Source organism: Rhizobium sp. CAU 1783 (assembly GCF_054551725.1).
Window position 1 is genome coordinate 95,377 of sequence record NZ_JBTOLM010000004.1, and the last position, 22,638, is coordinate 118,014.

Consider the following 22,638-nt stretch of genomic DNA (forward strand, 5'->3'; position numbering starts at 1 on the left):
GAAAGCCACTCAGAAGGTCGTCATGGCGGCCCTTTTGCTCCCCAGCGTCGTGATTGGAGCAATGGCGATCCTTCTATTGGAGCACTACCACGATCGGTTCCGCGTTCTGGATGCCGACAAGCGCTTCGCTTACGCCTCGTCCGATGCCGGCCGCATCGGTTCCTCCACTATCCCGACCGAAGCGCTCATCACGATCCGGTACCTGACCGAGACGACAGACCGAAACCGTCGGGACATGCTTGAGTCACGGATCACCCTCGACCGGGAGATAGAGGCATTCGAATCACTTCTCGATGAGGATAGTGCGCCGATCTTCCAGCCGTTCAGAGAGAAGCTGCGACTTCTGGTCGATGGCATGCGGCGCTACCGCATCCGGGTGGACAACGGCAAGGCCGTGACCGCAGAAGTCATCGACCAGTACAAGCCCGTTTCGGTCACCTATCTGGACATCGTCGGAGCGCTGCGCTTCGAGATCGGTGACGCCCTCCTGTCGCGCGAGCTGCAGCTCTTCCTCGATCTGCTGGTGGCCAACGAGGCAGGGCTTGTCACCAATTTCTACGGTACCGAATATCTTCGCGGCCATGATCTTTCCGCTGCCGACCTCGATCTCTTCTCGCGGGCAGCCGCAGTAAAGGATGATGCGCTTCAGCGCCTCTCCGTTCGGATGGCCAGCCCCGGACTGAAGCCGCTTCTCGATTTCGAATCGACGCCGTCGGCCCAATGGCTCCGCGCGACGGCCCAGGCCATCCTTCACGACCAGGTCGCGCCTTCGCCGGAACTCCTGCGGCGTTGGTCTCTCGAGAGCGACCAGCGGATCTTGTTCTGGAAACAGGGCATCAGCGCCGTCATCGGCGAGATACGTGCCGCGGGCGACAATCTCGCCGACCAGGCGCGGACGCAGCTCGGGTCGCTCGTGGTGGCCACGGTGGTCCTGTCTTTCATTCTCGGCTTCATTCTGCTGATGGCAATCAAGGGCGTCGGGCTCGCGTCCCGCCTGCTTGCCGAGCGGGCCTTGTTGGTCGATGAACTGCGCAACGCCGCCCAGACGGACCTGCTGACAGGGCTCTTCAACCGTCGCGGTTTCGAGGCCATGGCCCGTGAGATGCTGACCCGGAACGAACTCATCCGGCAGATTTCGGTCGTCATCTTCGACCTCGATCGTTTCAAGCAGGTCAACGACATTTACGGCCATGATGTCGGTGACATCGTGCTCCAGCGGATCGGCGACCTAGCACGCGGCAACTTTCGCAATGGGGATCTGCTGGCGCGCCATGGCGGCGAGGAATTCGTCGCGGTGCTGCCCAACAGCTCGCTCGATGCCGCCGCCGACGTCGCCGAGCGGGTCCGACAGGCCATCGAAGCAACGGAGTTTGCGCTGGACGATGGTACGGTTCTGCAGGTTACCGCCAGCTTCGGCTGTTCGAGCGCCGTCGAGCCGATCAACGAGGCGTTGTTGCATGATCTGGTCCGTCGGGCGGACCTGGCGCTCTACACGGCAAAATTCTCCGGTCGCAACCGCGTGGCGCGGGACGGAGACGATGATGGACTGATGTTCGACAGACGTGTTTCGAGACCGGCCTGAGCCGGTCCCGGCTTCGACGAGCCCTTACTGGCCGTCGATCTGTGCGCCGATATGGGCAATTGCCTGCTGATAGACCTTGGCCGCATTCCAACCCTGCAGCGCGCCGAAATTCGGCTCGCCCGGCTGATATCCCGCACCGGGCTGCCAGCCATGGCCACGCAGGAAGTTCGCGGTCGAAGCAAGCGCATCGGCGCGCGAGCGGACGAGGTCGACGCGGCCGTCGCCATCGCCGTCGACGCCGAAGCGGGCGACGTTGCGCGGCAAGAACTGGGTCTGGCCGATTTCCCCGTGAGCGGCGCCTCGGGCGGTCAGCGGAAGTGTGCCGGTCGAGGCGAGCTGCAGTGCGGCGTAAAGCTGGTCCGTGAAGTATTCCGAGCGGCGGCAATCATAGGCCAGCGTGGCGACCGCAGACAGAGTGTGCTCGTTGCCCATGTAGGAGCCGAAGCCGGTTTCCATGCCCCAGATGGCGATCAGGGGACCGGCCGGCACGCCGTAGCGCTGCTCGATCCGCGAGAACAGGGCCGCGTTGCCCTTCTTCATGCTCTTTCCGCGCGAAATGATGGTCGATCCGCCACGCTTCTGCATGAACTGCTCGAAGGAAAGCTTGAAGCTCTTCTGGCCGCGGTCGGCGCGGATCGTGGCATTGTTGTAGGAAACCGTAGCGAAGGCCTTGTCGAGAAGCTTGGGGCTCAGTCCCTGTGCGCTTGCCTCGGTCTTGAACTGCTCGACCCATTGCTCGAAACCTGCGGAGGTCTTGCCGCATTGCGCGGCGGAAGCCACGGTTGTTGCGGTTGAAAACGCGGCGGCGGTCAGAAACGCCGCGGACAAGATCTTGAACAGTCGCATTTATGCCTCGAATCCTGCAATTTTAGTCTTGCTGCGCACCATGCCAGCGACGGCTGATTCTGTCACGGGGCGTCGAGCTGTTTCGATGCTGCTTTTTTTGTCTTCCCCGTCACGAAAGGACGAGCTTGGCCGGCCCTGTCGTCCATTCGGACGAAGGACCGGCCAGGAACGATCAGGCAGCAGCCTTCTTCGGCTTGATCAGGCCGCGATTGACCAGCAGCTCCGCGATTTGCACCGCGTTGAGCGCCGCGCCCTTGCGCAGGTTGTCGGAGACGATCCACATGTTGAGGCCGTTCTCGACAGTCGCGTCTTCGCGGATGCGCGAAATATAGGTCGCGTCTTCGCCGGCGCATTCGACCGGAGTCACGTAGCCGCCATTCTCGTGCTTGTCGACCACGAGGCAGCCCGGCGCGTCGCGCAGGATGTCGCGGGCCTGATCGGCAGTGATCTCGTTCTCAAACTCGATGTTGACCGATTCCGAATGACCGATGAAGACGGGAACGCGCACGGCGGTGCAGGTCACCTTGATCTTCGGGTCGAGCATCTTCTTGGTTTCGGCGAGAACCTTCCACTCTTCCTTCGTGTAGCCGTCTTCCATGAACACGTCGATGTGCGGGATGACGTTGAAGGCGATGCGCTTGGTGAACTTCTTCGCTTCGACCGGGTCTGCGACGAAGACGGCGCGAGTCTGGGTGAAGAGTTCGTCCATGCCTTCCTTGCCGGCGCCAGAGACCGACTGGTAGGTGGAGACCACGACACGCTTGATCTTGGCGGCATCGTGCAGCGGCTTCAGGGCCACGACGAGCTGTGCGGTCGAGCAGTTCGGGTTGGCGATGATGTTGCGCTTCTTGAAGTCGACGATGGCGTCCGGGTTCACTTCCGGAACGATCAGCGGAACGTCGGCGTCGTAGCGCCAGGCGGAAGAGTTGTCGATGACGACGCAGCCCTGGGCGCCGATCTTCGGAGACCACTTCTGCGAGATCGTGCCCCCTGCCGACATCAGGCAGATATCGGTGTCGGAAAAGTCATAGTTTTCCAGGTTTTGAACCTTCAGCACCTTGTCGCCGAAGGAGACTTCGGTGCCCTGGGAGCGGGCAGATGCCAGAGCCACAACCTCGTCGGCAGGAAAGCCGCGTTCGGCGAGAATGTTGAGCATTTCGCGCCCGACATTGCCGGTAGCGCCTGCGATTGCGATCTTGAAACCCATTTACATGCTCTCTTTCTGTCTCTCCGCGGTATGGTGAGGGGGAGAGCCGCGCATTGCGCGTCTTCCTTGTCCCCGGCCGTGCCGGGGAGAGAGCGGGGGCCAGAGACGTCAGACGGTTTTCGTCGTCGTTTTGGCCTTGGTCGTGGACGAAGCGGGGAGACGCATCGAGATCCCGGCGCTGAGCGCCAGGGCAAACCTGTCTGCGAAGTGCGAGCAGAACGAATGCATGAAGCGAATCCTTATTCCGGCCGAGCTATTAAAAGGTTTTTGCGGAGAGTCAAGCAAGAGCCGCACCGATTCCCTCGATTCCCAAGTTCGCACAACCCTTTGGGTGCAGTGCAGCAGTTTGGCGCGCCTGTGAATTGTATGTCGCAAATTGGCGACAAAAGCGGTTCTATTTTCTTATTTGCGTCGCTCATCAAGCCTCACGTTAGACTTAAGTCATAAGTCCAAAGCATCTCTCTTGATTTCTTCTGTTTTCTGCCAGTGTGTAAACAACCCGTAACCGCGACAAAGCGACCCGGAGGAGTGGTGGGTCGGCGGACCACGGGGAACCTGATTTTTGTGGAGGAATAGCAATGGCAAATGTCGCAGCCGTCACCGGCTCGCCCAGAGGCATGACCGCCGAAGAGCGCAAGGTTATCTTTGCGTCGTCTCTCGGTACGGTTTTCGAGTGGTACGACTTCTATCTTTACGGTTCACTGGCGCTCTATATTGGCGCGACCTTCTTCTCTCAGTATCCGGAAGCAACGCGTAACATCTTCACCTTGCTCGCCTTTGCTGCGGGCTTCCTTGTCCGTCCGTTCGGCGCGCTGGTTTTCGGTCGCCTGGGCGACCTGGTCGGCCGCAAGTACACCTTCCTTGTCACCATCCTCATCATGGGCTTGTCGACGTTCCTGGTCGGCCTTCTGCCCGGCTCGGCAACGATCGGCATCGCTGCTCCAATCATCCTGATCGCACTTCGCATGCTGCAGGGTCTGGCCCTTGGCGGTGAATATGGCGGTGCCGCCACCTACGTGGCCGAACATGCCCCGCACGGCCGTCGTGGCTTCTACACCTCGTGGATCCAGACGACCGCAACGCTCGGCCTGTTCCTGTCGCTTCTCATCATTCTCGGTATCCAGACCGCAATGGGCAAGGAAGCCTTTGCTGCCTGGGGCTGGCGCATTCCGTTCCTGCTTTCGGCACTCCTCCTCGGCGTTTCCGTCTGGATCCGCATGAAGATGAACGAGTCCCCCGCCTTCAAGAAGATGAAGGAAGAAGGCACGCATTCCAAGGCTCCGATCTCCGAGGCCTTCGGCCAGTGGAAGAATGCCAAGGTTGCCATCCTCGCTCTCGTTGGCGCCGTCGCCGGCCAGGCCGTGGTCTGGTATTCCGGCCAGTTCTACGCGCTCTTCTTCCTGCAGAACGTTCTGAAGGTCGACGCGCAGGCTGCGAACATCATGGTCGCCATCGCGCTTGCCATCGGCACGCTCTTCTTCGTCGTGTTCGGCTGGCTCTCCGACAAGATCGGCCGCAAGCCGATCATCATGGCCGGCCTCCTGCTCGCCGTTCTCACCTACTTCCCGCTCTTCAAGGCCATGACCCAGTTCGGTAACCCGGCTCTGGCAACGGCCCAGGAAAATATCCGTGCGACGGTCACTGCCGATCCGGCAGACTGCAACTTCCAGTTCAATCCGACCGGTACCGCCAAGTTCACCACGTCGTGCGACCTCGCGACCTCGACGCTGACCAAGAACTCGGTTCCCTATGACGTCGTTGCCGGCCCTGCCGGTGCGGTTGCCACGATCAAGATCGGCGATGCGACGATCGAGAGCTATGACGCCGTCAAGGCCGGCGATCAGGCCAAGGCGAGCGATGCCAAGATGCAGAAGGGCATCAACCTCGCCCTGCAGGCCAACGGCTACCCGCTGGTTCGTGCTGCAGCAACGGTTCCGGAAAGTAAGCTCGACGGCTTCGTCGCCGCCAATTCGGAGCTCTCGCTTGACGCAGCTGCAATCCGTGCGGGCGAAAAGGCAATGGTTCCCACCAGCAAGCTCGTTGCCGACAAGGTCCTGACGGCCGAAGAAGCCGCTGCTGCGGGCGCCGCAGAAGTCCCGGTCTACACCATCGCCAACGCCGGTGCGTTCAAGATGGTGGCCGATCCGGCCCAGGTGAACTGGACGGGCGTCATCGGCGTGCTCACGATCTTGATGATTTACGTCACCATGGTCTACGGCCCGATCGCTGCCATGCTCGTCGAGATGTTCCCGACCCGTATTCGCTACACTGGCATGTCTCTGCCGTACCACATCGGCAACGGCTGGTTCGGCGGTCTTCTCCCGGCAACGGCTTTCGCAATGAGCGCCGCCAAGGGCGATATCTACTACGGCCTCTGGTATCCGGTCATTATCGCCGGCGTCACCTTTGTCATCGGCATGATCTTCCTGCGCGAAACCAAGGACAACGACATCAACGGCTGATCGGCGCGATGTCCGAACCAATGGAGCCCGGTGCGAAAGCGCCGGGCTTTTTCGTGGCCCGAGCCCTGTCTGGCTTCTCTGGTCGTGTTGCTTGAAGTACCCCTGCGGCTGTGAAAGAGTGGATCATTCCTGCCTCCTGACGGTGATCCCATGACAATCAGCCTTCGACCCGCCGACGTCTCCGACATTGCGGCGATCACCCGCATCTACGCGGATGCGGTGTCGACCGGAACGGCGAGCTATGAGCTCACGCCACCCGATGAAGCGGAGATGGCCAAGCGCTTTTCGGCGATTACCGGGCAGCGCTATCCCTATCTCGTGGCGACTGCCGAGGATGGTGCGATGCTCGGTTATGCCTATGCCTCGGCCTTCAGGACGCGACCCGCCTATCGCTGGCTGGTCGAAGATTCCATCTATATAGCGGCTGAAGCCCGCGGCCGTGGGATCGGCCGCCTGCTGCTCGAGGCACTGGTGAAGCAGTCCACCGATCTCGGCTTTCGCCAGATGGTCGCCGTGATCGGCGGGGCGAGCCTCGCCTCGATCGCCGTCCATCGCGCCTGCGGGTTCCGCATGGTTGGGACCCTGAACGGAACGGGCTTCAAGCTCGGCCAATGGCTCGATACGGTCTTCATGCAGGTTACGCTCGGAGAGGGCGACACGACCGACCCCGATCCGGCACGTTATCCCGGCACGCTCTTTTCCGGCTAAGACGTCAGTCGACCAGCTTCAGGGCCTTGTCGAAGACCTTGAGCACTTTTTTCAGCTCATGGCCGCGCTTCAGGATGCGCCCGTCGGCGCCGATCACCGAAAAGGCGCCCTGCTTGGCGGCGAGCTTGGGATTCTTCTCGATGCGGTAGAGCGGATACTCACCCGAACGCTTGAAAACGGAGAAGACGGCCTTCTCCTTCAGGTGATCGATGGCATAGTCACGCCATTCACCCTCTCCGACCATGCGTCCGTAAATCCAGAGGATGGCGTCGAGTTCGCGTCGATGGAAGGTGACGGGCAGGGGATCGCGGCTCTGCCTGTATTCGCGGAGGTCGACAACCGAAGCAAGGCTGGCGTCCGGGCTTTCGATGTCCTGGCGCCCTATGTCCGGCTGATCGCTCATCGATACTTCGCAACCCTGCATTCATGACGAATGGATGACAGTTTGCCTCAAGGAGGCGAAATTGCAAGCCTCGTCCGGCTGTTGCCGCGGCCGGTGCCGCAAAAGCAGGCAGTCATCCGCGTCTGCGGCTGTCGAACTCGGACATGACCAGTTCGCGCATACGGGCAGCGATCGGGGTCATGCGTTTTCCCGCGACCGTGATCAGGTGATACGGCGCCACCGCGATCGGAAGCTCGATGTCGAGCTGGAGGAGGCCCGAGCCTGTCGTGTGACGGCAAAGCAGTTCTGAGACCTCTCGCGACATCGGGGCAATCGCGTTGGAGGCGGCGAGCATCGCGATCATCACCAGCAGCGAGGTGGTGTTGACGATGTTGGAGGGGATCGCCGCGCCCTGTTCGATGAAGACGCCTTCGAGAGCCTGGCGCACCGGCGCGCCCGGGGCCTGCATGACCCAGGGGAAGTGGACGAGGTCGGCCATGGTCAGCCGTTCGGCATAGGCGAGCGGATGGCTCTGGTGGACGAGAAGGTCGACCTCTTCCGACAGGACGCCGACAATTGAGAACTGCCGGGCGTCGACACCGTTCGGAATGCGGCCGAGGACGAAATCGAGTTGGCCGGCGAGGAGATCGTTGATGAGGGCGCCGCTCGGCGCGACGTCGACATGGATGTCCGCCGCTTCCGCCTCCGCCTTCAGCGTCTGGATTGCAGGGACGACATAGCCGACCGCGCCGCCGGTCACCGCGCCGACCCGGACAGTGCCGGTCATGCCGCGCCGGATGGCCTCCACCTCGCGTGCAGCTTCGCGGATCTCCTCGAGCAGGTTCTGGGCGCGGCGCGCCAGCGCGCTGCCGATCGCCGTCGGCTCCATGCCCTTCGGGGTGCGAACGAAGATCGCGGCGCCGACATGGCGCTCGATTTCGGCCAGCATGCGGGATGCGGCCGGCTGGGTGAGCGCCAGTGCATTGGCCGCAAGACTGAGCTGGCCGTATTCGGCCACGGCACGAATCAGGCTGAAATGCTTCGGGAGCAGTCGATTTGCGAGGATATCGGACATGGCGCACATATCATTCATGGTATGCAGAAAGTCAAACTAATCATTTGATCGGTATATTCGCGGCGCTAAGACTCGCCTCGGATCAGGCGGGGCTCGTGCAGTCGCCGGTTCTCGCAGTGTTCGGTCATCAGAAGGAGCTGGGACCGGACGTATAGCCAAGGGAGGAATTCCGTGAAGAAAATTGCTACTCTTATTGCCTCTGCCGCACTGGGCATTTCGATGCTCGCGTCGCAGGCGATTGCGGAAACTAAGGGAATTGTCGGTATCTCGATGCCGACCAAGACATCGACGCGCTGGATCTCGGACGGCGAGACGATGGAGAAGCTTTTCAAGGAAGCCGGTTACGAGCCGGACCTGCAGTTCGCGGATGACGACATCCCGAACCAGCTCGCCCAGATCGAAAACATGGTCACCAAGGGTGCCAAGGTTCTCGTCATCGGCGCCATCGACGGTACCACGCTGTCGGACATCCTGCAGAAGTCGGCCGACGCCGGCGTCAAGGTTATCGCCTATGACCGTCTGATTCGTGACTCTGGTAACGTCGACTACTACGCCACCTTCGACAACTTCCAGGTCGGCGTTCTCCAGGCAACCAGCCTCGTTGACGGTCTGAAGGCCAAGTTCGCCGACACCAAGCCGTGGAACGTCGAACTGTTCGGCGGTTCGCCGGACGACAACAACGCCTTCTTCTTCTACGACGGCGCGATGTCGGTCCTGCAGCCCCTGATCGACAGCGGCGACATCGTCGTCAAGTCGGGCCAGATGGGCATGGAACAGGTCGGCACGCTGCGTTGGGACGGCACCGTCGCCCAGGCTCGCATGGAGAACCTGCTGTCCTCGACCTACACCGATGCCAAGGTCAACGGCGTTCTGTCTCCCTATGACGGTCTGTCGATCGGCATTCTCTCGGCCCTGAAGGGCGTCGGTTACGGCTCGGGCGACATGGCAATGCCGGTCGTCACCGGTCAGGACGCCGAACTGCCGTCGGTCAAGTCGATCCTCGCCGACGAACAGTATTCGACCGTGTTCAAGGACACCCGCGAACTCGCCAAGGTCGCCGTCAAGATGGTTGACGCTGTGCTCCAGGGCAAGGAGCCGGAAGTCAACGACACCAAGACCTACAACAACGGTGTGAAGGTCGTTCCGTCCTACCTGCTGAAGCCGGTCGCCCTCGACAAGGCCAATGCCAAGGACGTGCTCACGTCTTCGGGCTACTACACCGCCGACCAGATCGACAAGTAATCGTCTGATCGACATTCGGGTCCGCGACGCGTCGCGGACCCTTTTCCCGTAGAGACTAGGGAGCTCGCGCTTCGGCTTGACGATATCGTCGCCGAACCTGCGCCGGAATTCTGCACATGGACAACATCATTCTCGAGATGCGCGGCATCACCAAGACATTTCCCGGCGTGAAGGCCCTGGACAATGTCAGCTTCAAGGTGCGCGAAGGTGAGATCCACGCGCTGGTCGGTGAAAACGGAGCCGGCAAGTCGACGCTGATGAAGGTGCTGTCGGGGGTCTATCCCGCCGGTACCTACGAGGGCGAAATCCACTTCGACGGCGAAGTGCGTCGTTTCTCGACCATCTCCGACAGCGAGCATCTCGGCATCATCATCATTCACCAGGAACTGGCGCTCGTGCCGCTCCTGTCGATCGCCGAAAACATCTTTCTCGGCAACGAGATCGCCAGCAACGGCGTGATCAACTGGCCCGCGACGTTTGCGCGGACCCAGGACCTCCTGGCTAAGGTCGGCCTGAAGGACGCCCCCTCGACGCTCATCACGGATATCGGTGTCGGCAAGCAGCAGCTGGTCGAGATTGCCAAGGCGCTGTCGAAGAAGGTCAGGCTGCTGATCCTCGATGAGCCGACCGCATCGCTCAACGAAACCGATTCCGACGCCCTGCTCAATCTGCTTATGGAGTTCCGCAAGCAGGGCATGACGTCGATCATCATTTCCCACAAGCTCAACGAAATCCGCAAGGTCGCCGACCAGATCACCATCCTGCGCGATGGCGGCACCGTCGAGACGCTCGACTGTCACGGGACGGACGTGAGCGAAGACCGGATCATCCGCGGCATGGTCGGCCGCGCGATGGAAGACCGCTATCCGCCGCGCGAACCGAAGATCGGCAATACGCTGCTCGAGGTGAAGAACTGGAACGTCTTCCACCAGAATCATCGTGACCGTCAGTTCCTTCACAATGTCAACTTCAAGGTCCGGGCCGGCGAAGTCGTCGGCATCGCCGGTCTGATGGGCGCAGGGCGCACCGAGACGGCGATGAGCATCTTCGGCAAGTCCTGGGGGCACAAGATTACCGGCGAAGTCACGATGCACGGCAAGCCGGTCGATGTCAGCACGATCCCGAAGGCCATCGAGGCAGGGCTCGCCTACGTCACCGAAGACCGCAAGCATCTGGGTCTCGTGCTGAATAACAACATCATGCACAACACGACGCTTGCCAATCTGTCGGACGTTTCGTCGAACGGCTTCATCGACGAGCGGAAGGAGGCGAGCGTGGCCTCCGGTTACCGCCAGAAGCTCAGGATCCGCTCGCACTCGATCTACCAGGAAGCCGTCAACCTCTCCGGAGGCAACCAGCAGAAGGTCGTGCTGTCCAAATGGCTCTTCACCAATCCCGAGGTCCTGATCCTCGACGAGCCGACGCGCGGCATCGACGTCGGCGCAAAATTCGAAATCTACACCATCATCAACCAGCTTGCCGCAGAGGGTAAGGGCATCCTGATGATCTCGTCGGAAATGCCCGAACTGCTCGGAACCTGCGACCGCATCTACGTCATGAACGAAGGCCGGATCGTCGCCGAGCTCTCGAAGGAAGAAGCGAGCCAGGAATCCATCATGCGTGCCATCATGCGCTCGGGGGAGAAACACTAATGGCCATCGACACCCGCACCGAAACCCCGAAAGTCTCCGTCAGCGACTATCTCAGGAAGAACATCCGCGAATACGGCCTGCTGCTCGCGCTCGTCGTCATCATGCTGTTCTTCCAGTACATGACCGACGGCGTTCTGTTCAAACCGGTCAACATCACCAACCTGGTGCTGCAGAACTCCTTCATCGTCATCATGGCGCTCGGCATGCTGCTGATCATCGTCGCCGGACACATCGACCTGTCGGTCGGGTCGATCGTCGCCTTCATCGGTGGTATCTCGGCGATCATGCTGGTCAAATGGGGCTGGCACTTCTCGCTGGTCGTGCCTCTCTGCCTCATCCTCGGGGCTGCCATGGGTGCTGCCCAAGGCTACTGGGTCGCCTACCAGAAGATCCCGTCCTTCATCGTGACGCTCGCCGGCATGCTGGTGTTCCGTGGCCTGACCTATGTCGTGCTCGAAGGCCGCCCGATCGGTCCGTTCCCGAAGGAATTCCAGCTGCTGTCGACTGGCTTCATCCCGGACTTCCTGTCGTTCACCGATCCGGCCACCAGCCTGATCAAGAACTACGTGGCGCTGGTCGCGGTCCTCGCGCTTGTCGGCTGGGCCGTCTATTCGGGTCTCAAGAGCCGCGCGCTCAATGACAAGCACGGTACGCCGAACGAGCCGTTCGTCTTCTTCGCCGGCCAGATGCTGGTCATCAGCGCGGTCGCCATCTTCCTCGGCTTCCAGCTGTCGACCTATCGTGGCCTGCCGAACGTGCTCGTCGTGATGGGCGTCCTGATCGCCTTCTACACCTTCGTCACGACCCGATCGACGATCGGCCGTCGTATCTATGCGATGGGCGGCAACGAAAAGGCGGCCAAGCTCTCGGGCATCAATACCGAGCGGCTGACCTTCTATACCTTCGTCAACATGGGTGTGCTTGCGGCGCTTGCCGGCATGATTATCGCGGCCCGCCTCAATTCGGCGACCCCGAAGGCCGGCGTAGGCTTCGAGCTCGACGTTATCGCGGCCTGCTTCATCGGCGGCGCATCGGCATCGGGCGGTGTGGGACGCATCATCGGCGCGGTCATCGGCGCCTTCATCATGGGTGTCATGAACAACGGCATGTCGATCATGGGTATCGGCATCGACTACCAGCAGCTCATCAAGGGCCTGGTCCTGCTCGCAGCCGTCTTCTTCGACGTGTACAACAAGAACAAAGCAGTCTGAGGTAAGGGCATGTTTCTTTCGCAATTGAAGGCCGGTGGTGTGATCTGCCGCCAGGGGGAATCCGCGCACATCGTTCCGGGTTTCTCCTCGACTTATGATCTCGCGAAGGCCGCCGTCGAAGCCGGTTCGCCGCTGGCGGCCGTGATCGAAAGCGCAGGTGCCGGCGACAGCGTCGATCTTGCGGCTCTTGCGGCCTCCGGTAAGCTTGACTGCCCGGTTCGGCATCCCGATGCCGCCCACATGTTCCTCACCGGCACGGGGCTCACCCATACCGGATCGGCTTCAGCCCGCGACAGCATGCACGCCGACACCGTCGGCATGAGCGACTCGATGAAGATGTTCCGCATGGGCCTCGAGGGCGGCAAGCCGAAGGCCGGCGAAACCGGCGTCCAGCCCGAGTGGTTCTACAAGGGCACGGGCGTCAATGCTGTTGCCCCGGAATCGCCGCTGGTATCTCCCTCCTTCGCGCTCGACGGTGGCGAAGAACCCGAGATTGCCGGCTTCTACCTGATCGGCAAGGACGGAACGCCGTTCCGCATCGGCTTCTCGCTGGCGAACGAGTTTTCGGACCACGTCACCGAGAAGATCAACTACCTCTACCTTGCCCATTCCAAGCTGCGGCCCGCCTCCTTCGGCCCCGAAATGCTGGTCGGCCCGCTGCCGGCCCATGTCGAGGGCACCTCGCGCATCCTGCGCGGCGGGCAGGTGATCTGGGAAAAGCCGTTCCTGTCGGGCGAGGACAACATGTCCCACACGATTGCAAACCTTGAATACCATCACTTCAAGTACGGCCTGTTCCGTCAGCCCGGCGACCTGCATGTGCACATGTTCGGCACGGCAACGCTGTCATTTGCCGACGGCATGAAGGCCGAGGAAGGCGATGTGTTCGAAGTCCAGGCAGCTCAGTTCGGGCTGCCGCTCAAGAACCCCCTGGCACATGCCAGCTCTGAAGCCATCGACGTAACAACCCTCTGAACAGGCCGCCGACGAGGGGCGGGCAGGTTCGGATAAGAGAACAGAGAATAGCCATGAGCGCATTCAAACCGGCCGCTTGGCCACGCAAGCTCAGATCCCAGGAGTGGTTCGGCGGCAACAGCCGCGACAACATCTATCACCGCGGCTGGCTAAAGAACCAGGGCCATCCGCATGACCTGTTCGACGGCCGTCCCGTGATCGGCATCATGAACACCTGGTCGGATCTCACCCCCTGCAACGGACACCTGCGCGAACTCGCCGAGAAGGTGAAGGCAGGCGTCTGGGAGGCCGGTGGCTTCCCTGTCGAGGTTCCGGTGTTCTCGGCTTCCGAAAACACCTACCGTCCGACGGCGATGATGTACCGCAACCTTGCCGCACTCGCGGTAGAGGAAGCGATCCGCGGCCAGCCGATCGACGGCGTCGTGCTGCTGGTCGGTTGCGACAAGACCACGCCGTCGCTGCTCATGGGCGCCGCCTCCGTCGACCTGCCGACCATCATGGTGTCCGGCGGACCGATGCTGAACGGCTATTTCCGTGGCGAGCGCGTCGGCTCCGGTACCCATCTGTGGAAGTTCTCCGAAGCCGTGAAGGCCGGCGAGATGACGCAGGGGGAATTCCTCGAGGCCGAGGCCTCGATGTCGCGCTCGACCGGTACCTGCAACACGATGGGCACCGCTTCCACCATGGCTTCCATGATGGAATCGCTCGGCATGACGCTGTCCGGCAATGCCGCCATCCCGGCGGTCGACAGCCGCCGCCGCGCGATGTCGCAACTCACCGGCCGGCGCATCGTGCAGATGGTCAAGGACGACCTGAAGCCGTCCGACATCCTGACAAAGGCCGCCTTCGAGAACGCCATCCGTACCAACGGGGCGATCGGTGGTTCCACCAATGCCGTCGTGCACCTGTTGGCGATCGCCGGCCGCGTCGGCATCGACCTTACGCTCTCCGACTGGGACCGCCTTGGCCGCGATATTCCGACCATCGTCAACCTCATGCCGTCGGGCGAATACCTGATGGAAGAGTTCTTCTACGCCGGCGGCCTGCCGGTCGTTCTGAGGATGCTCGGCGAAGCCGGCAAGCTCCACAAGGATGCACTCACGGTCTCCGGCGGGGCGATCTGGGACGAGGTTAAGGACGTCCGCAACTGGAACGACGACGTCATCCGCCCCGTCGAGCGCGCGCTGACCCAGCAGGGCGGCATTGCCGTCCTCAAGGGTAACCTTGCGCCGAAGGGCTGCGTCCTCAAGCCGTCGGCCGCATCGCCGCACCTGATGCAGCATCGCGGCCGAGCCGTGGTGTTCGAAGACATCGACGACTACAAGGCCAAGATCAACGACGAGTCTCTCGACATCGACGAGACCTGCGTGATGGTCATGAAGAACTGTGGTCCGCGCGGCTATCCCGGCATGGCCGAGGTCGGCAACATGGGCCTGCCGCCCAAGGTGCTCCGCAAGGGCATCACCGACATGGTCCGCATTTCGGATGCCCGCATGTCCGGAACGGCCTATGGCACGGTACTCCTGCACACCTCTCCGGAAGCCGCCGTCGGCGGGCCGCTGGCCGTGGTCAGGAATGGCGACATGATCGAGATCGACGTGGCCAACCGCCGCGTTCACCTCGACATTCCGGACGAGGAATTGCAGCGGCGTCTGGCCGCCTGGCGCCCGGCGACCGAACCGCCGGCAAGCGGCTATGCGCGGATGTTCCACGACCATGTCGAAGGTGCCGATACCGGCGCCGACTTCGACTTCCTGAAGGGTTGCCGCGGTTCGGCCGTTGGCAAGGACTCGCACTGACAGAGACAGGCTGATGACTGCCCAGACCCGTATCCCGCTCGCCATTGCCGGCATCGGCAAGATCGCCCGCGACCAGCATATCCCGTCGGTCGCAGGCGGCGAAGACTTCGACCTGAAGGCAGCCGTCAGCCGTCACGGCAAGGTTGAAGGCATCGAGAACTTCGAGGATTTCGATGCCTTCCTCGCAAAACGTCCCGATATCCGCGCGGTGTCGCTCTGCACGCCGCCGGAAGTCCGTTTCGATATGGCCAAGAAGGCGATCGCCGCCGGCCATGACGTCCTGATGGAGAAACCGCCAGCGACCACGCTCGGCGAGGCCGAAGCGCTGGCGGACCTGGCAGGGGAGGCGGGCGTCACGCTCTTTGCCACCTGGCATTCGCGCTTCGCCCTCGGCGTCGAGCCGGCCCGTGCCTGGCTCGTCGACAAGGCGATCCGGTCGATCGCAATCGTCTGGAAGGAAGACGTGCGCCGCTGGCATCCCGGGCAGGCATGGATCTGGGAGCCGGGCGGCTTCGGCGTGTTCGATCCGGGCATCAATGCCCTGTCGATCCTGACTGCCATCGTGCCCGGGCGGATCCGGGTCGAAAAGGCGAACCTGTGCTTCCCCGCCAATCGCAAGCAGCCGATCGCAGCCGACATTTCCATGCGTACCGCGTCCGGTGCTCCAATCTCCGCCGCATTCGACTGGCGACAGGAAGGTCCGCAGACCTGGGACATCACGGTCGAGACCGATGCCGGCACGCTTCGCCTCTCGAAGGGGGGCGCCGAGCTTTTCATCGACGGCATCGAGAAAACCGCTGGACCCGACCGGGAATATGCGGGCATCTACGAGCGCTTTGCCGCGCTCATCCGGGCGCGAGAGAGCGACGTCGACTATCAGCCGCTTCGGCTGGTGGCGGATGCCTTCCTCTGTGGCGAACGTCGCGAAGTCGCGACCTTCGAAGACTGAAATCTGACAGGATAAAAGATCATGGCGTATGAGTTCACGGGCAAGCACCTGATTGTCGGCCGTTGGGTCGATGGCGAGGAGACCTTTGCGTCTTCGCCGGCGGAAGGCCCCGTGCGCCGTTTCTCAGTCGGTTCGGCCGAGCTGGTCGACGACGCGGTTCGCGCCGCCGAACAGGCCTTCGAAACCTATGGCTATTCGAGCCGGGCCGAGCGTGCCGCCTTCCTCGAAGCCATTGCAGAGGAACTCGATGCACGCGGCGACGACATCACGGAGATCGGTTCCGGTGAAACGGGGCTGCCCAAGGCGCGCCTCGCCGGTGAACGGGGCCGTACCGTCGGCCAGCTTCGGCTCTTCGCCTCGCACATCCTGAAGGGTGACTATCTCGACCGGCGCCATGACGCGGCCCTGCCCGATCGCCAGCCCTTGCCGCGCTCCGACCTCAGGCTGATGCAGCGCCCGATCGGGCCTGTCGGCGTCTTCGGTGCCTCGAACTTCCCGCTTGCCTTCTCGACCGCCGGCGGTGACACGGCCTCGGCGCTTGCCGCGGGCTGCCCCGTCGTGGTCAAGGGTCATGAAGCCCATCCAGGAACGGGCGAAATCGTCGCGGCCGCTATCGATGCCGCTATCCGTCGTACCGGTGTGCATCCCGGCGTCTTCTCGCTCGTACAGGGCGGTCGCCGCGACGTCGGCACGGCCCTTGTCCAGCACCCGTTGATCAAGGCCGTCGGCTTTACCGGCTCGCTTGCAGGCGGCAGGGCGCTTTTCGATCTCTGCACACGTCGCCCGGAGCCCATCCCGTTCTTCGGCGAACTCGGCTCGGTCAACCCGATGTTCCTCCTTCCCGAAGCGATCGCGCTGCGGGGCGAGGCCATCGCCAAGGGTTGGGTCGGTTCGCTGACCCTCGGCGCGGGCCAATTCTGCACCAATCCGGGCATTGTCGTGCTGATCGAAAGCGCCGCCTCCGACGCCTTTTCCAGAGCGGCCGAGCAGGCACTTTCCGCCATTGGCCCGCAGACCATGCTGACGGAAGGTATGGCGGATGCCTACCGCAAGGGTGCGACGAAGATCGCCTCTGCGGAAGGGGTTCGGACCGTGCTGACCTCGACCTGCGACCTGCGCAACGCAACGCCCTATCTCTTCACCACGACCGGTGCCGAATGGCTGGCGAACCATGCGCTAGGCGAGGAAGTCTTCGGGCCGCTCGGAATGATCGTGACGGTCAAGGACGCCGACGAGATGGTCGCGGTCGCCCGTAGCCTCGAAGGCCAGCTTACCGCTTCGCTGCATCTGGAAGCAGCAGACCAGCGCCTCGCTGCGCGGCTCCTGCCCATCCTTGAGCGCAAGGCCGGCCGCATTCTCGCCAATGGCTTCCCGACCGGCGTCGAGGTTGCCGATTCGATGGTTCATGGCGGCCCCTATCCGGCGTCGACCAACTTCGGCGCCACCTCGGTGGGTACCATGGCCATTCGCCGCTTCCTGCGCCCGGTATGCTACCAGGATATTCCGGTCGCACTTCTTCCCGAAGACCTGCGCTGAGGTCCTCCATGAACGACAGCGCAGCCGTCGCACTGGTCGATTGGGGAACGAGTAACCTGCGCGTCTGGCTGGTTGACCGCACGTCCCAAGTGCTCGGTGAACGCCAGTCTCCTGAAGGCATGGGAAGCCTGACGCCCGATCGCTTTGCCGGGGTCCTCGAGGCGCATCTCGCCGCGCTCGGCGCGTCCGACGATCTGCCGGTTGTCGTGGCCGGCATGGCCGGTGCCCGCGCCGGCTGGATCGAGGCACCTTATGTGGAGACGCCTGCGTCGCTCCGCGATCTTTTCCGCCAGGCTGTCGCGGCTCCGGGTGTGTCGCGTCGCGTGCATATCCTTCCCGGCGTCTGCCAGCGGCAGGTCGGTGGCGAAGACGTGATGCGCGGCGAGGAGACGCAGTTGCTCGGTGCCGTCGAGGCCGGACTTCGCGACGCGCTGTTCTGCATGCCGGGAACCCATTCGAAGTGGGTTGCGCTGGAAGACGGTCGCGTCGCACATTTCAACACGGTCATGACCGGTGAACTGTTCCAGCTGATTAGCCGGCAATCTATCCTTCGACTGTCGATCGGCGAAGGCAGGGCGGAGGACCATCATCCCGCCTTCCGTTCTGCTGTCGAGGAAGCCTTGACCGCCGATTTCAGCCTGACGACTCGGCTCTTCTCCATCCGTGCCCGGGCGCTCCTTGCCGGCGCTGACGAGGCGAGTGCGGCGGCCCGCCTGTCGGGGCTGCTGATCGGCGCGGAAGTGGTCGCCATGCGTGCCTTCATTGGCCCGCACCGCCGGGTACAGCTGATCGGTAGCGGGGCGCTCAACGATCTCTATTCGCGGGCGCTCGTTCTCGCAGGCGCCGAGCCGGTCCCGCTCGATGGTGGCGAACTCGTGCGCCGCGGGCTGTTTGCCGCCGCGAAAGCCCTCTATCCCGAATGTTTTGCGGAGACCGCGTGATGATATCTTCCACCGTCGCCTGGCCCAGCCTGAAGCGCAATCTTGTCGCCATCCTGCGCGGCATCAAGGCCGAAGAGATCGAGGGCGTCGTCGACGGTCTGGTCGAAGCTGGTTTCGAGGCGATCGAGGTACCGCTCAACTCGCCGAATCCGTTCGTGTCGATCGAAAAGGCGCGGCGTCTGGCTCCGGCCTCCTGCCTGATCGGCGGGGGAACTGTGCTCGACGTTCCGGACGTCGATCGGCTTCACGATGTGGGCGGAAATCTGCTGGTGACCCCGAATGTTTGGCCGGATGTCATCCGCCGGGCGGTGGGGCACGGCATGGTGACGATGCCGGGTGTCTTCACCGCTTCGGAGGCGCTGCTTGCCGCCAAGCATGGCGCGGCGGCCCTCAAGTTCTTCCCGGCCAGCGTGCTTGGCCCGCAGGGCATCGGTGCGCTTCGCGCCATCCTGCCGCCGCATCTGCCGCTCGGTGCCGTCGGTGGGGTTTCAGAAAGTGATTTTGCCGCCTATCTGAAGGTCGGCGTCACCTGCTTCGGCCTTGGCTCCAGCCTCTACAAGCCGGGCGACAGCGCGGCGGTCGTGGCCGAGCGAGCCGCGCGCACGATTGCGGCCTATGACGAGGCCGTTTCAGAGGTCTGAGGCTGTCCGGCGATCTTTTCCGGTCGCCGTCTTCCAGAAAATGTTTCACGGGAATCACGCATCGCCTCCCGACGATGTGTGGTCACCTCAAGTTACTTCCACATGCCGCGCATGCGAGCGCCGACATCCAGCCGGATCTGGCGTGCGTCGCGCGTTGGACCTGAGGACGGCTGCGCCTGCGGCCACGCGCTGCTTTCGAAGAACTGTAGGAGCGTCGCTGGAATGAAGCGGGTGCGTGCGGCATAGACATGCCGGTCACCCTGGGCATTCTGCCCATGAGTGAAGAAGCGCTGCGGAATGGTCAGGTGGAGGCTGTCCTTTGCCCGGGTCATCGCCACGTATAGCAGGCGCCGCTCTTCCTCGATCTCGGCCGTCGTGCCAACGGCAAGGTCGGAGGGAATGCAGCCGTCGACGCAGTTCAGCACGAAGACCGACGTCCATTCCTGGCCCTTGGCGGAGTGGATCGTCGAGAGGATCAAATAATCCTCGTCGAGTAGCGGCACCCCGGCCTGGTCGCTGGTCGCATCCGGCGGATCGAGCGTAAGATCGGTCAGAAAGCGGTCTCGTGACGCGTAACCGGAGGCGATCTGGCCAAGCTGCAGGAGATCGGCCTTGCGGGTGTCGCCGTCCTCATGGAGACGGTCGAGATGTGGCTCATACCACAGCCGCGCGATTTCGATCTCGCCGGGCCAACCGGCCTCGCCCTTGCCCAGGGCATTGAGCATGTCGACGAAACGGCCCCAGTCTTCGCCGGTGCGTGGTGGCGGCGGGATTTCCGCGAGGGCCGCGAGCGGCTGCGGGTCCGTGGCGATCGCATCGAGGATCTTCGAGGCCGTCTGCGGGCCTACGCCCGGAAGCAGTTGCATGAGGCGGAAGCCTGCCACCTTGTCGCGTGGGTTCTGGGCGAAGCGGAGCGCCGCCAGCAGATCCTTGACGTGGGCGGCGTCGAGGAACTTCAGCCCGCCGAACTTCACGAAGGGAATGTTGCGCCGGGTCAACTCGATCTCCAGCGGACCCGAGTGGTGCGAGGCGCGAAACAGCACCGCCTGGTCCTTCAGCGTCTGGCCCCGTTCGCGATTCTCGAGGATATGCTCGACGATGTAGTTTGCCTGCTCGGCCTCGTCGCGGACGGTCACCAGCCGGGGCCGGTCCTCGGACTGCCGCTCGGTCCAGAGATTCTTGGTGAAACGCTCGCGGGCAAGGTCGATCACACCGTTGGCGGCGGCCAGGATCGGCTGCGTGGAGCGATAGTTGCGGTCGAGAGTGACGATGTCGGCCGGCGGATCGAAGCTTGCCGGGAAATCCAGAATATTGCGGATCGTTGCTGCGCGGAACGAATAGATCGACTGGGCGTCGTCGCCGACGACCGTCAGTCCCCTGCCGTCCGGCTTCATGGCCTTCAAGATCGACGACTGCAGGCGGTTGGTGTCCTGATACTCGTCGACCAGCATGTGGTCGAAGCGCCCGCCGATATCGGCGGCAAGGTCCGGATCGCTGACCGTCTGCGCCCAGTAGAGCAAAAGGTCATCGTAGTCGAGCACGTTCTGCGCCTGCTTGGCCTCGACATAGGCGGCGAAGAGGTCGCGCAGTTCCTTCTCCCAGGTCGCACACCACGGATAGGCGCTGCGCAGCACTTCGGCCAGCGGCGTTTCCGAATTGACGGCGCGGGAGTAGATGGCAAGGCAGGTACCCTTGGTCGGAAAGCGACCTTCCGTCTTCGACAGGCCGAGGTCGTGCCGGATCAGGTTCATCAGATCTGCCGAATCTTCCCGATCATGGATGGTGAAGCCGGGGTCGAGGCCGATCTCGTAGGCATAGTCGCGAAGGATCCGCGCGCCGATGCCGTGGAATGTTCCGGCCCAGGTCAATGCGTCGGTCAGCACCCCGGCATTGGTCCCGAGCACCTTCCTGCAGATGCGCTCGACGCGGCGTGCCATCTCGTTTGCCGCCCTGCGCGAGAAGGTCATCAGCAAGATGCGGCGCGGATCGGCGCCGTTGACGATCAGATGGGCGACGCGATGGGCGAGCGTGTTGGTCTTTCCGGAACCGGCCCCGGCGATGATCAGCAGCGGCCCCTCGGCCTTTGCACCCTCCGGACCGATGCCATGCACGACGGCGCTTTTCTGCCTGTCGTTCAGCGTCTCCAGATGTGCTGCCGTCATGCGGGTCTTCGTCCTTGCTGCGATCGCCTATCCGGTTTGCCCGACATTCGCCGATTTGGCAAGAACAGAAAGGGAACTGTACGTGCGCCTATGCGCCTATTATCCGGTCATCTGACGGACGGGGTGGCCCCGATGCCCGCCGGTTACGGTGTGCAGGGGCACAATTTTTCGCAGCGCCCCATTTTGAACAAAACAGCGCCCAATTTGGACTTGAGATTAGTCAAACTTGGTTGGCGCGTCGCGCCAAGAGGGTCCGGTCTGGCGCATTGACCCCTTACCCCCAGCCCCCCAATGCTTCCGGGCCGGACCTGCCAAGATCACGACTTCGTCGTATCAACCCACATGGTCGCACCGAGAATGGCTGCCGGTTCGCCGTGCGGTCCCGTCGATTGCAGGAGGATGGCGCAGCCGTCCGTGCCGTCCTGGCCGATTATCTTGGCCGGCAGCACGAGTTCGAGCGCCGGGCCTTCCCACATGCCGACGGTCTGCACGTCGGTCACGCTGTTCACGTAGTCGATGGTCTTGCCCATGTTTTCGCCGTTCAGCACGTCGACCGACTGCAGCTTGCGAAAGTAGACGACCACGACGTCGGCCTTGCCTGCGCCGGCACCGATGCGGATGGCGAGCTCGTCACCCTTGCGTCTGGCCTCGATCGGGACCACCAGGCCCTCTCCCCTGGCGCGGAGCGCCTCCAGCCGGCCGTCGAGAGTTTCCGCATCCGTGCCCTTTAGGTGATCGCGGCCGTTGATGATCGCCTGGGGCGTATAGACGCCGCTACGGCCGAGGCTGCGCGCATAGGCATATTGGCGGGCGGTGTTTTCCGGGGAGGCCAGCGTGTCGGCCCAACCCCGATAGTTCCAGTAGTCCACATGATAGGACAGCGCCACGATGCCGCCCTGCTCGACCAGTGTCGCAAGTGCGCGGTCGGCCGGCGGGCAGGAACTGCAGCCTTGCGAGGTGAAGAGTTCGATCACCCCTTTCGGCGTCGCCGCGTCGCCGGCGCGCACGGCTCCGGACAGCGCGATCACGCCGCAGAATGCCAGGCCGGAAACGATCCTCAAGATCATGGCTGCAAAACCTGTTCAGTGCTTTCCGACACGGGCCGCGATGCGGTCGATGGTGGTTCGGCTTTCGGTTAATGACAGAAATAGCCCGTCATCGTGTTCCGTCAAAGTCACGATGGGGTGAAACCTCCGAGAGGACAAGAGCGGCTCGCCCCGGACGAGAAAAAGGGCCGCCGGGAATGCCCGGCGGCCCTTTTCAGGATG

At 62.8% G+C, this 22,638-nt stretch carries 18 protein-coding genes; 12 read left to right on the top strand and 6 right to left on the bottom strand.

Annotated elements, in window-relative coordinates:
* Positions 1-22: 22 nt before the first annotated feature.
* On the top strand, positions 23-1,582 hold the full coding sequence (locus ACX93L_RS16875; RefSeq protein ID WP_459405900.1) for a diguanylate cyclase: 1,560 nt from the start codon (positions 23-25) through the stop codon (positions 1,580-1,582).
* Between the two features lie 24 nt (positions 1,583-1,606).
* Here ACX93L_RS16875 and ACX93L_RS16880 read toward each other — a convergent pair whose 3' ends face one another.
* Together ACX93L_RS16880 and ACX93L_RS16885 are read right to left on the bottom strand one after the other, a co-directional pair.
* Positions 1,607-2,428, bottom strand: coding sequence for a lytic murein transglycosylase (locus tag ACX93L_RS16880; RefSeq protein WP_459405901.1), 822 nt, complete (start codon positions 2,426-2,428; stop codon positions 1,607-1,609).
* 172 nt (positions 2,429-2,600) lie between these two features.
* Positions 2,601-3,635, bottom strand: coding sequence for an aspartate-semialdehyde dehydrogenase (locus ACX93L_RS16885; RefSeq protein ID WP_459405902.1), 1,035 nt, complete (start codon positions 3,633-3,635; stop codon positions 2,601-2,603).
* A gap of 578 nt (positions 3,636-4,213) precedes the next feature.
* Between ACX93L_RS16885 and ACX93L_RS16890 the strand changes: the two genes are divergently transcribed.
* Both ACX93L_RS16890 and ACX93L_RS16895 read left to right on the top strand, forming a co-directional pair.
* A complete protein-coding gene (locus ACX93L_RS16890; RefSeq protein ID WP_459405903.1) occupies positions 4,214-6,097 on the top strand; it encodes an MFS transporter in 1,884 nt (627 codons plus the stop codon).
* A gap of 150 nt (positions 6,098-6,247) precedes the next feature.
* Positions 6,248-6,805: a GNAT family N-acetyltransferase gene (locus tag ACX93L_RS16895; RefSeq protein WP_459405904.1), complete on the top strand. Its 558-nt coding sequence runs from the start codon at positions 6,248-6,250 to the stop codon at positions 6,803-6,805.
* A gap of 4 nt (positions 6,806-6,809) precedes the next feature.
* Here ACX93L_RS16895 and ACX93L_RS16900 read toward each other — a convergent pair whose 3' ends face one another.
* Entirely contained in the window at positions 6,810-7,208 is a 399-nt protein-coding gene (locus ACX93L_RS16900; RefSeq protein WP_459405905.1) for a DUF2794 domain-containing protein, read from the bottom strand.
* A 112-nt stretch (positions 7,209-7,320) separates the two neighbouring features.
* Positions 7,321-8,262: a LysR substrate-binding domain-containing protein gene (locus tag ACX93L_RS16905; RefSeq protein ID WP_459405906.1), complete on the bottom strand. Its 942-nt coding sequence runs from the start codon at positions 8,260-8,262 to the stop codon at positions 7,321-7,323.
* Positions 8,263-8,433: 171 nt separating this feature from the next.
* Between ACX93L_RS16905 and chvE the strand changes: the two genes are divergently transcribed.
* The 9 genes from chvE to ACX93L_RS16950 all read left to right on the top strand — a co-directional run bounded on the left by chvE (position 8,434) and on the right by ACX93L_RS16950 (position 19,208).
* A complete protein-coding gene (gene chvE, locus ACX93L_RS16910; protein WP_169593205.1) occupies positions 8,434-9,504 on the top strand; it encodes a multiple monosaccharide ABC transporter substrate-binding protein in 1,071 nt (356 codons plus the stop codon).
* Positions 9,505-9,620: 116 nt separating this feature from the next.
* On the top strand, positions 9,621-11,156 hold the full coding sequence (gene mmsA / locus ACX93L_RS16915; protein ID WP_459405907.1) for a multiple monosaccharide ABC transporter ATP-binding protein: 1,536 nt from the start codon (positions 9,621-9,623) through the stop codon (positions 11,154-11,156).
* Positions 11,156-12,367 carry a multiple monosaccharide ABC transporter permease gene (gene mmsB, locus ACX93L_RS16920; protein ID WP_459405908.1) on the top strand — a complete coding sequence of 404 codons (1,212 nt, stop codon included), beginning with the start codon at positions 11,156-11,158 and terminating at the stop codon, positions 12,365-12,367. The genes mmsA and mmsB overlap by 1 nt, the downstream gene beginning before the upstream one ends.
* Positions 12,368-12,376: 9 nt before the next feature.
* Positions 12,377-13,342: an AraD1 family protein gene (araD1, locus tag ACX93L_RS16925; RefSeq protein WP_459405909.1), complete on the top strand. Its 966-nt coding sequence runs from the start codon at positions 12,377-12,379 to the stop codon at positions 13,340-13,342.
* A gap of 53 nt (positions 13,343-13,395) precedes the next feature.
* Complete coding sequence (gene araD / locus ACX93L_RS16930; protein WP_459405910.1) at positions 13,396-15,141, top strand: L-arabinonate dehydratase; 1,746 nt, start codon at positions 13,396-13,398, stop codon at positions 15,139-15,141.
* A 13-nt stretch (positions 15,142-15,154) separates the two neighbouring features.
* A complete protein-coding gene (locus ACX93L_RS16935; RefSeq protein ID WP_459405911.1) occupies positions 15,155-16,090 on the top strand; it encodes a Gfo/Idh/MocA family protein in 936 nt (311 codons plus the stop codon).
* A 21-nt stretch (positions 16,091-16,111) separates the two neighbouring features.
* Positions 16,112-17,626, top strand: a complete 1,515-nt coding sequence (locus ACX93L_RS16940; RefSeq protein WP_459405912.1) for an aldehyde dehydrogenase (NADP(+)) — start codon at positions 16,112-16,114, stop codon at positions 17,624-17,626.
* An 8-nt stretch (positions 17,627-17,634) separates the two neighbouring features.
* Entirely contained in the window at positions 17,635-18,567 is a 933-nt protein-coding gene (locus ACX93L_RS16945; RefSeq protein ID WP_459405913.1) for a 2-dehydro-3-deoxygalactonokinase, read from the top strand.
* 2 nt (positions 18,568-18,569) lie between these two features.
* Positions 18,570-19,208: a 2-dehydro-3-deoxy-6-phosphogalactonate aldolase gene (locus ACX93L_RS16950; RefSeq protein ID WP_459406243.1), complete on the top strand. Its 639-nt coding sequence runs from the start codon at positions 18,570-18,572 to the stop codon at positions 19,206-19,208.
* A 92-nt stretch (positions 19,209-19,300) separates the two neighbouring features.
* Here the strand turns inward: ACX93L_RS16950 and ACX93L_RS16955 are convergent, their stop codons facing one another.
* Together ACX93L_RS16955 and ACX93L_RS16960 are read right to left on the bottom strand one after the other, a co-directional pair.
* Positions 19,301-21,370, bottom strand: coding sequence for an ATP-dependent helicase (locus ACX93L_RS16955; protein WP_459405914.1), 2,070 nt, complete (start codon positions 21,368-21,370; stop codon positions 19,301-19,303).
* Positions 21,371-21,687: 317 nt separating this feature from the next.
* The gene (locus ACX93L_RS16960) at positions 21,688-22,437 is read right to left on the bottom strand and encodes a DUF1223 domain-containing protein (protein WP_459405915.1); all 750 of its coding nucleotides are present in this window, start codon (positions 22,435-22,437) and stop codon (positions 21,688-21,690) included.
* Positions 22,438-22,638 lie beyond the last annotated feature (201 nt).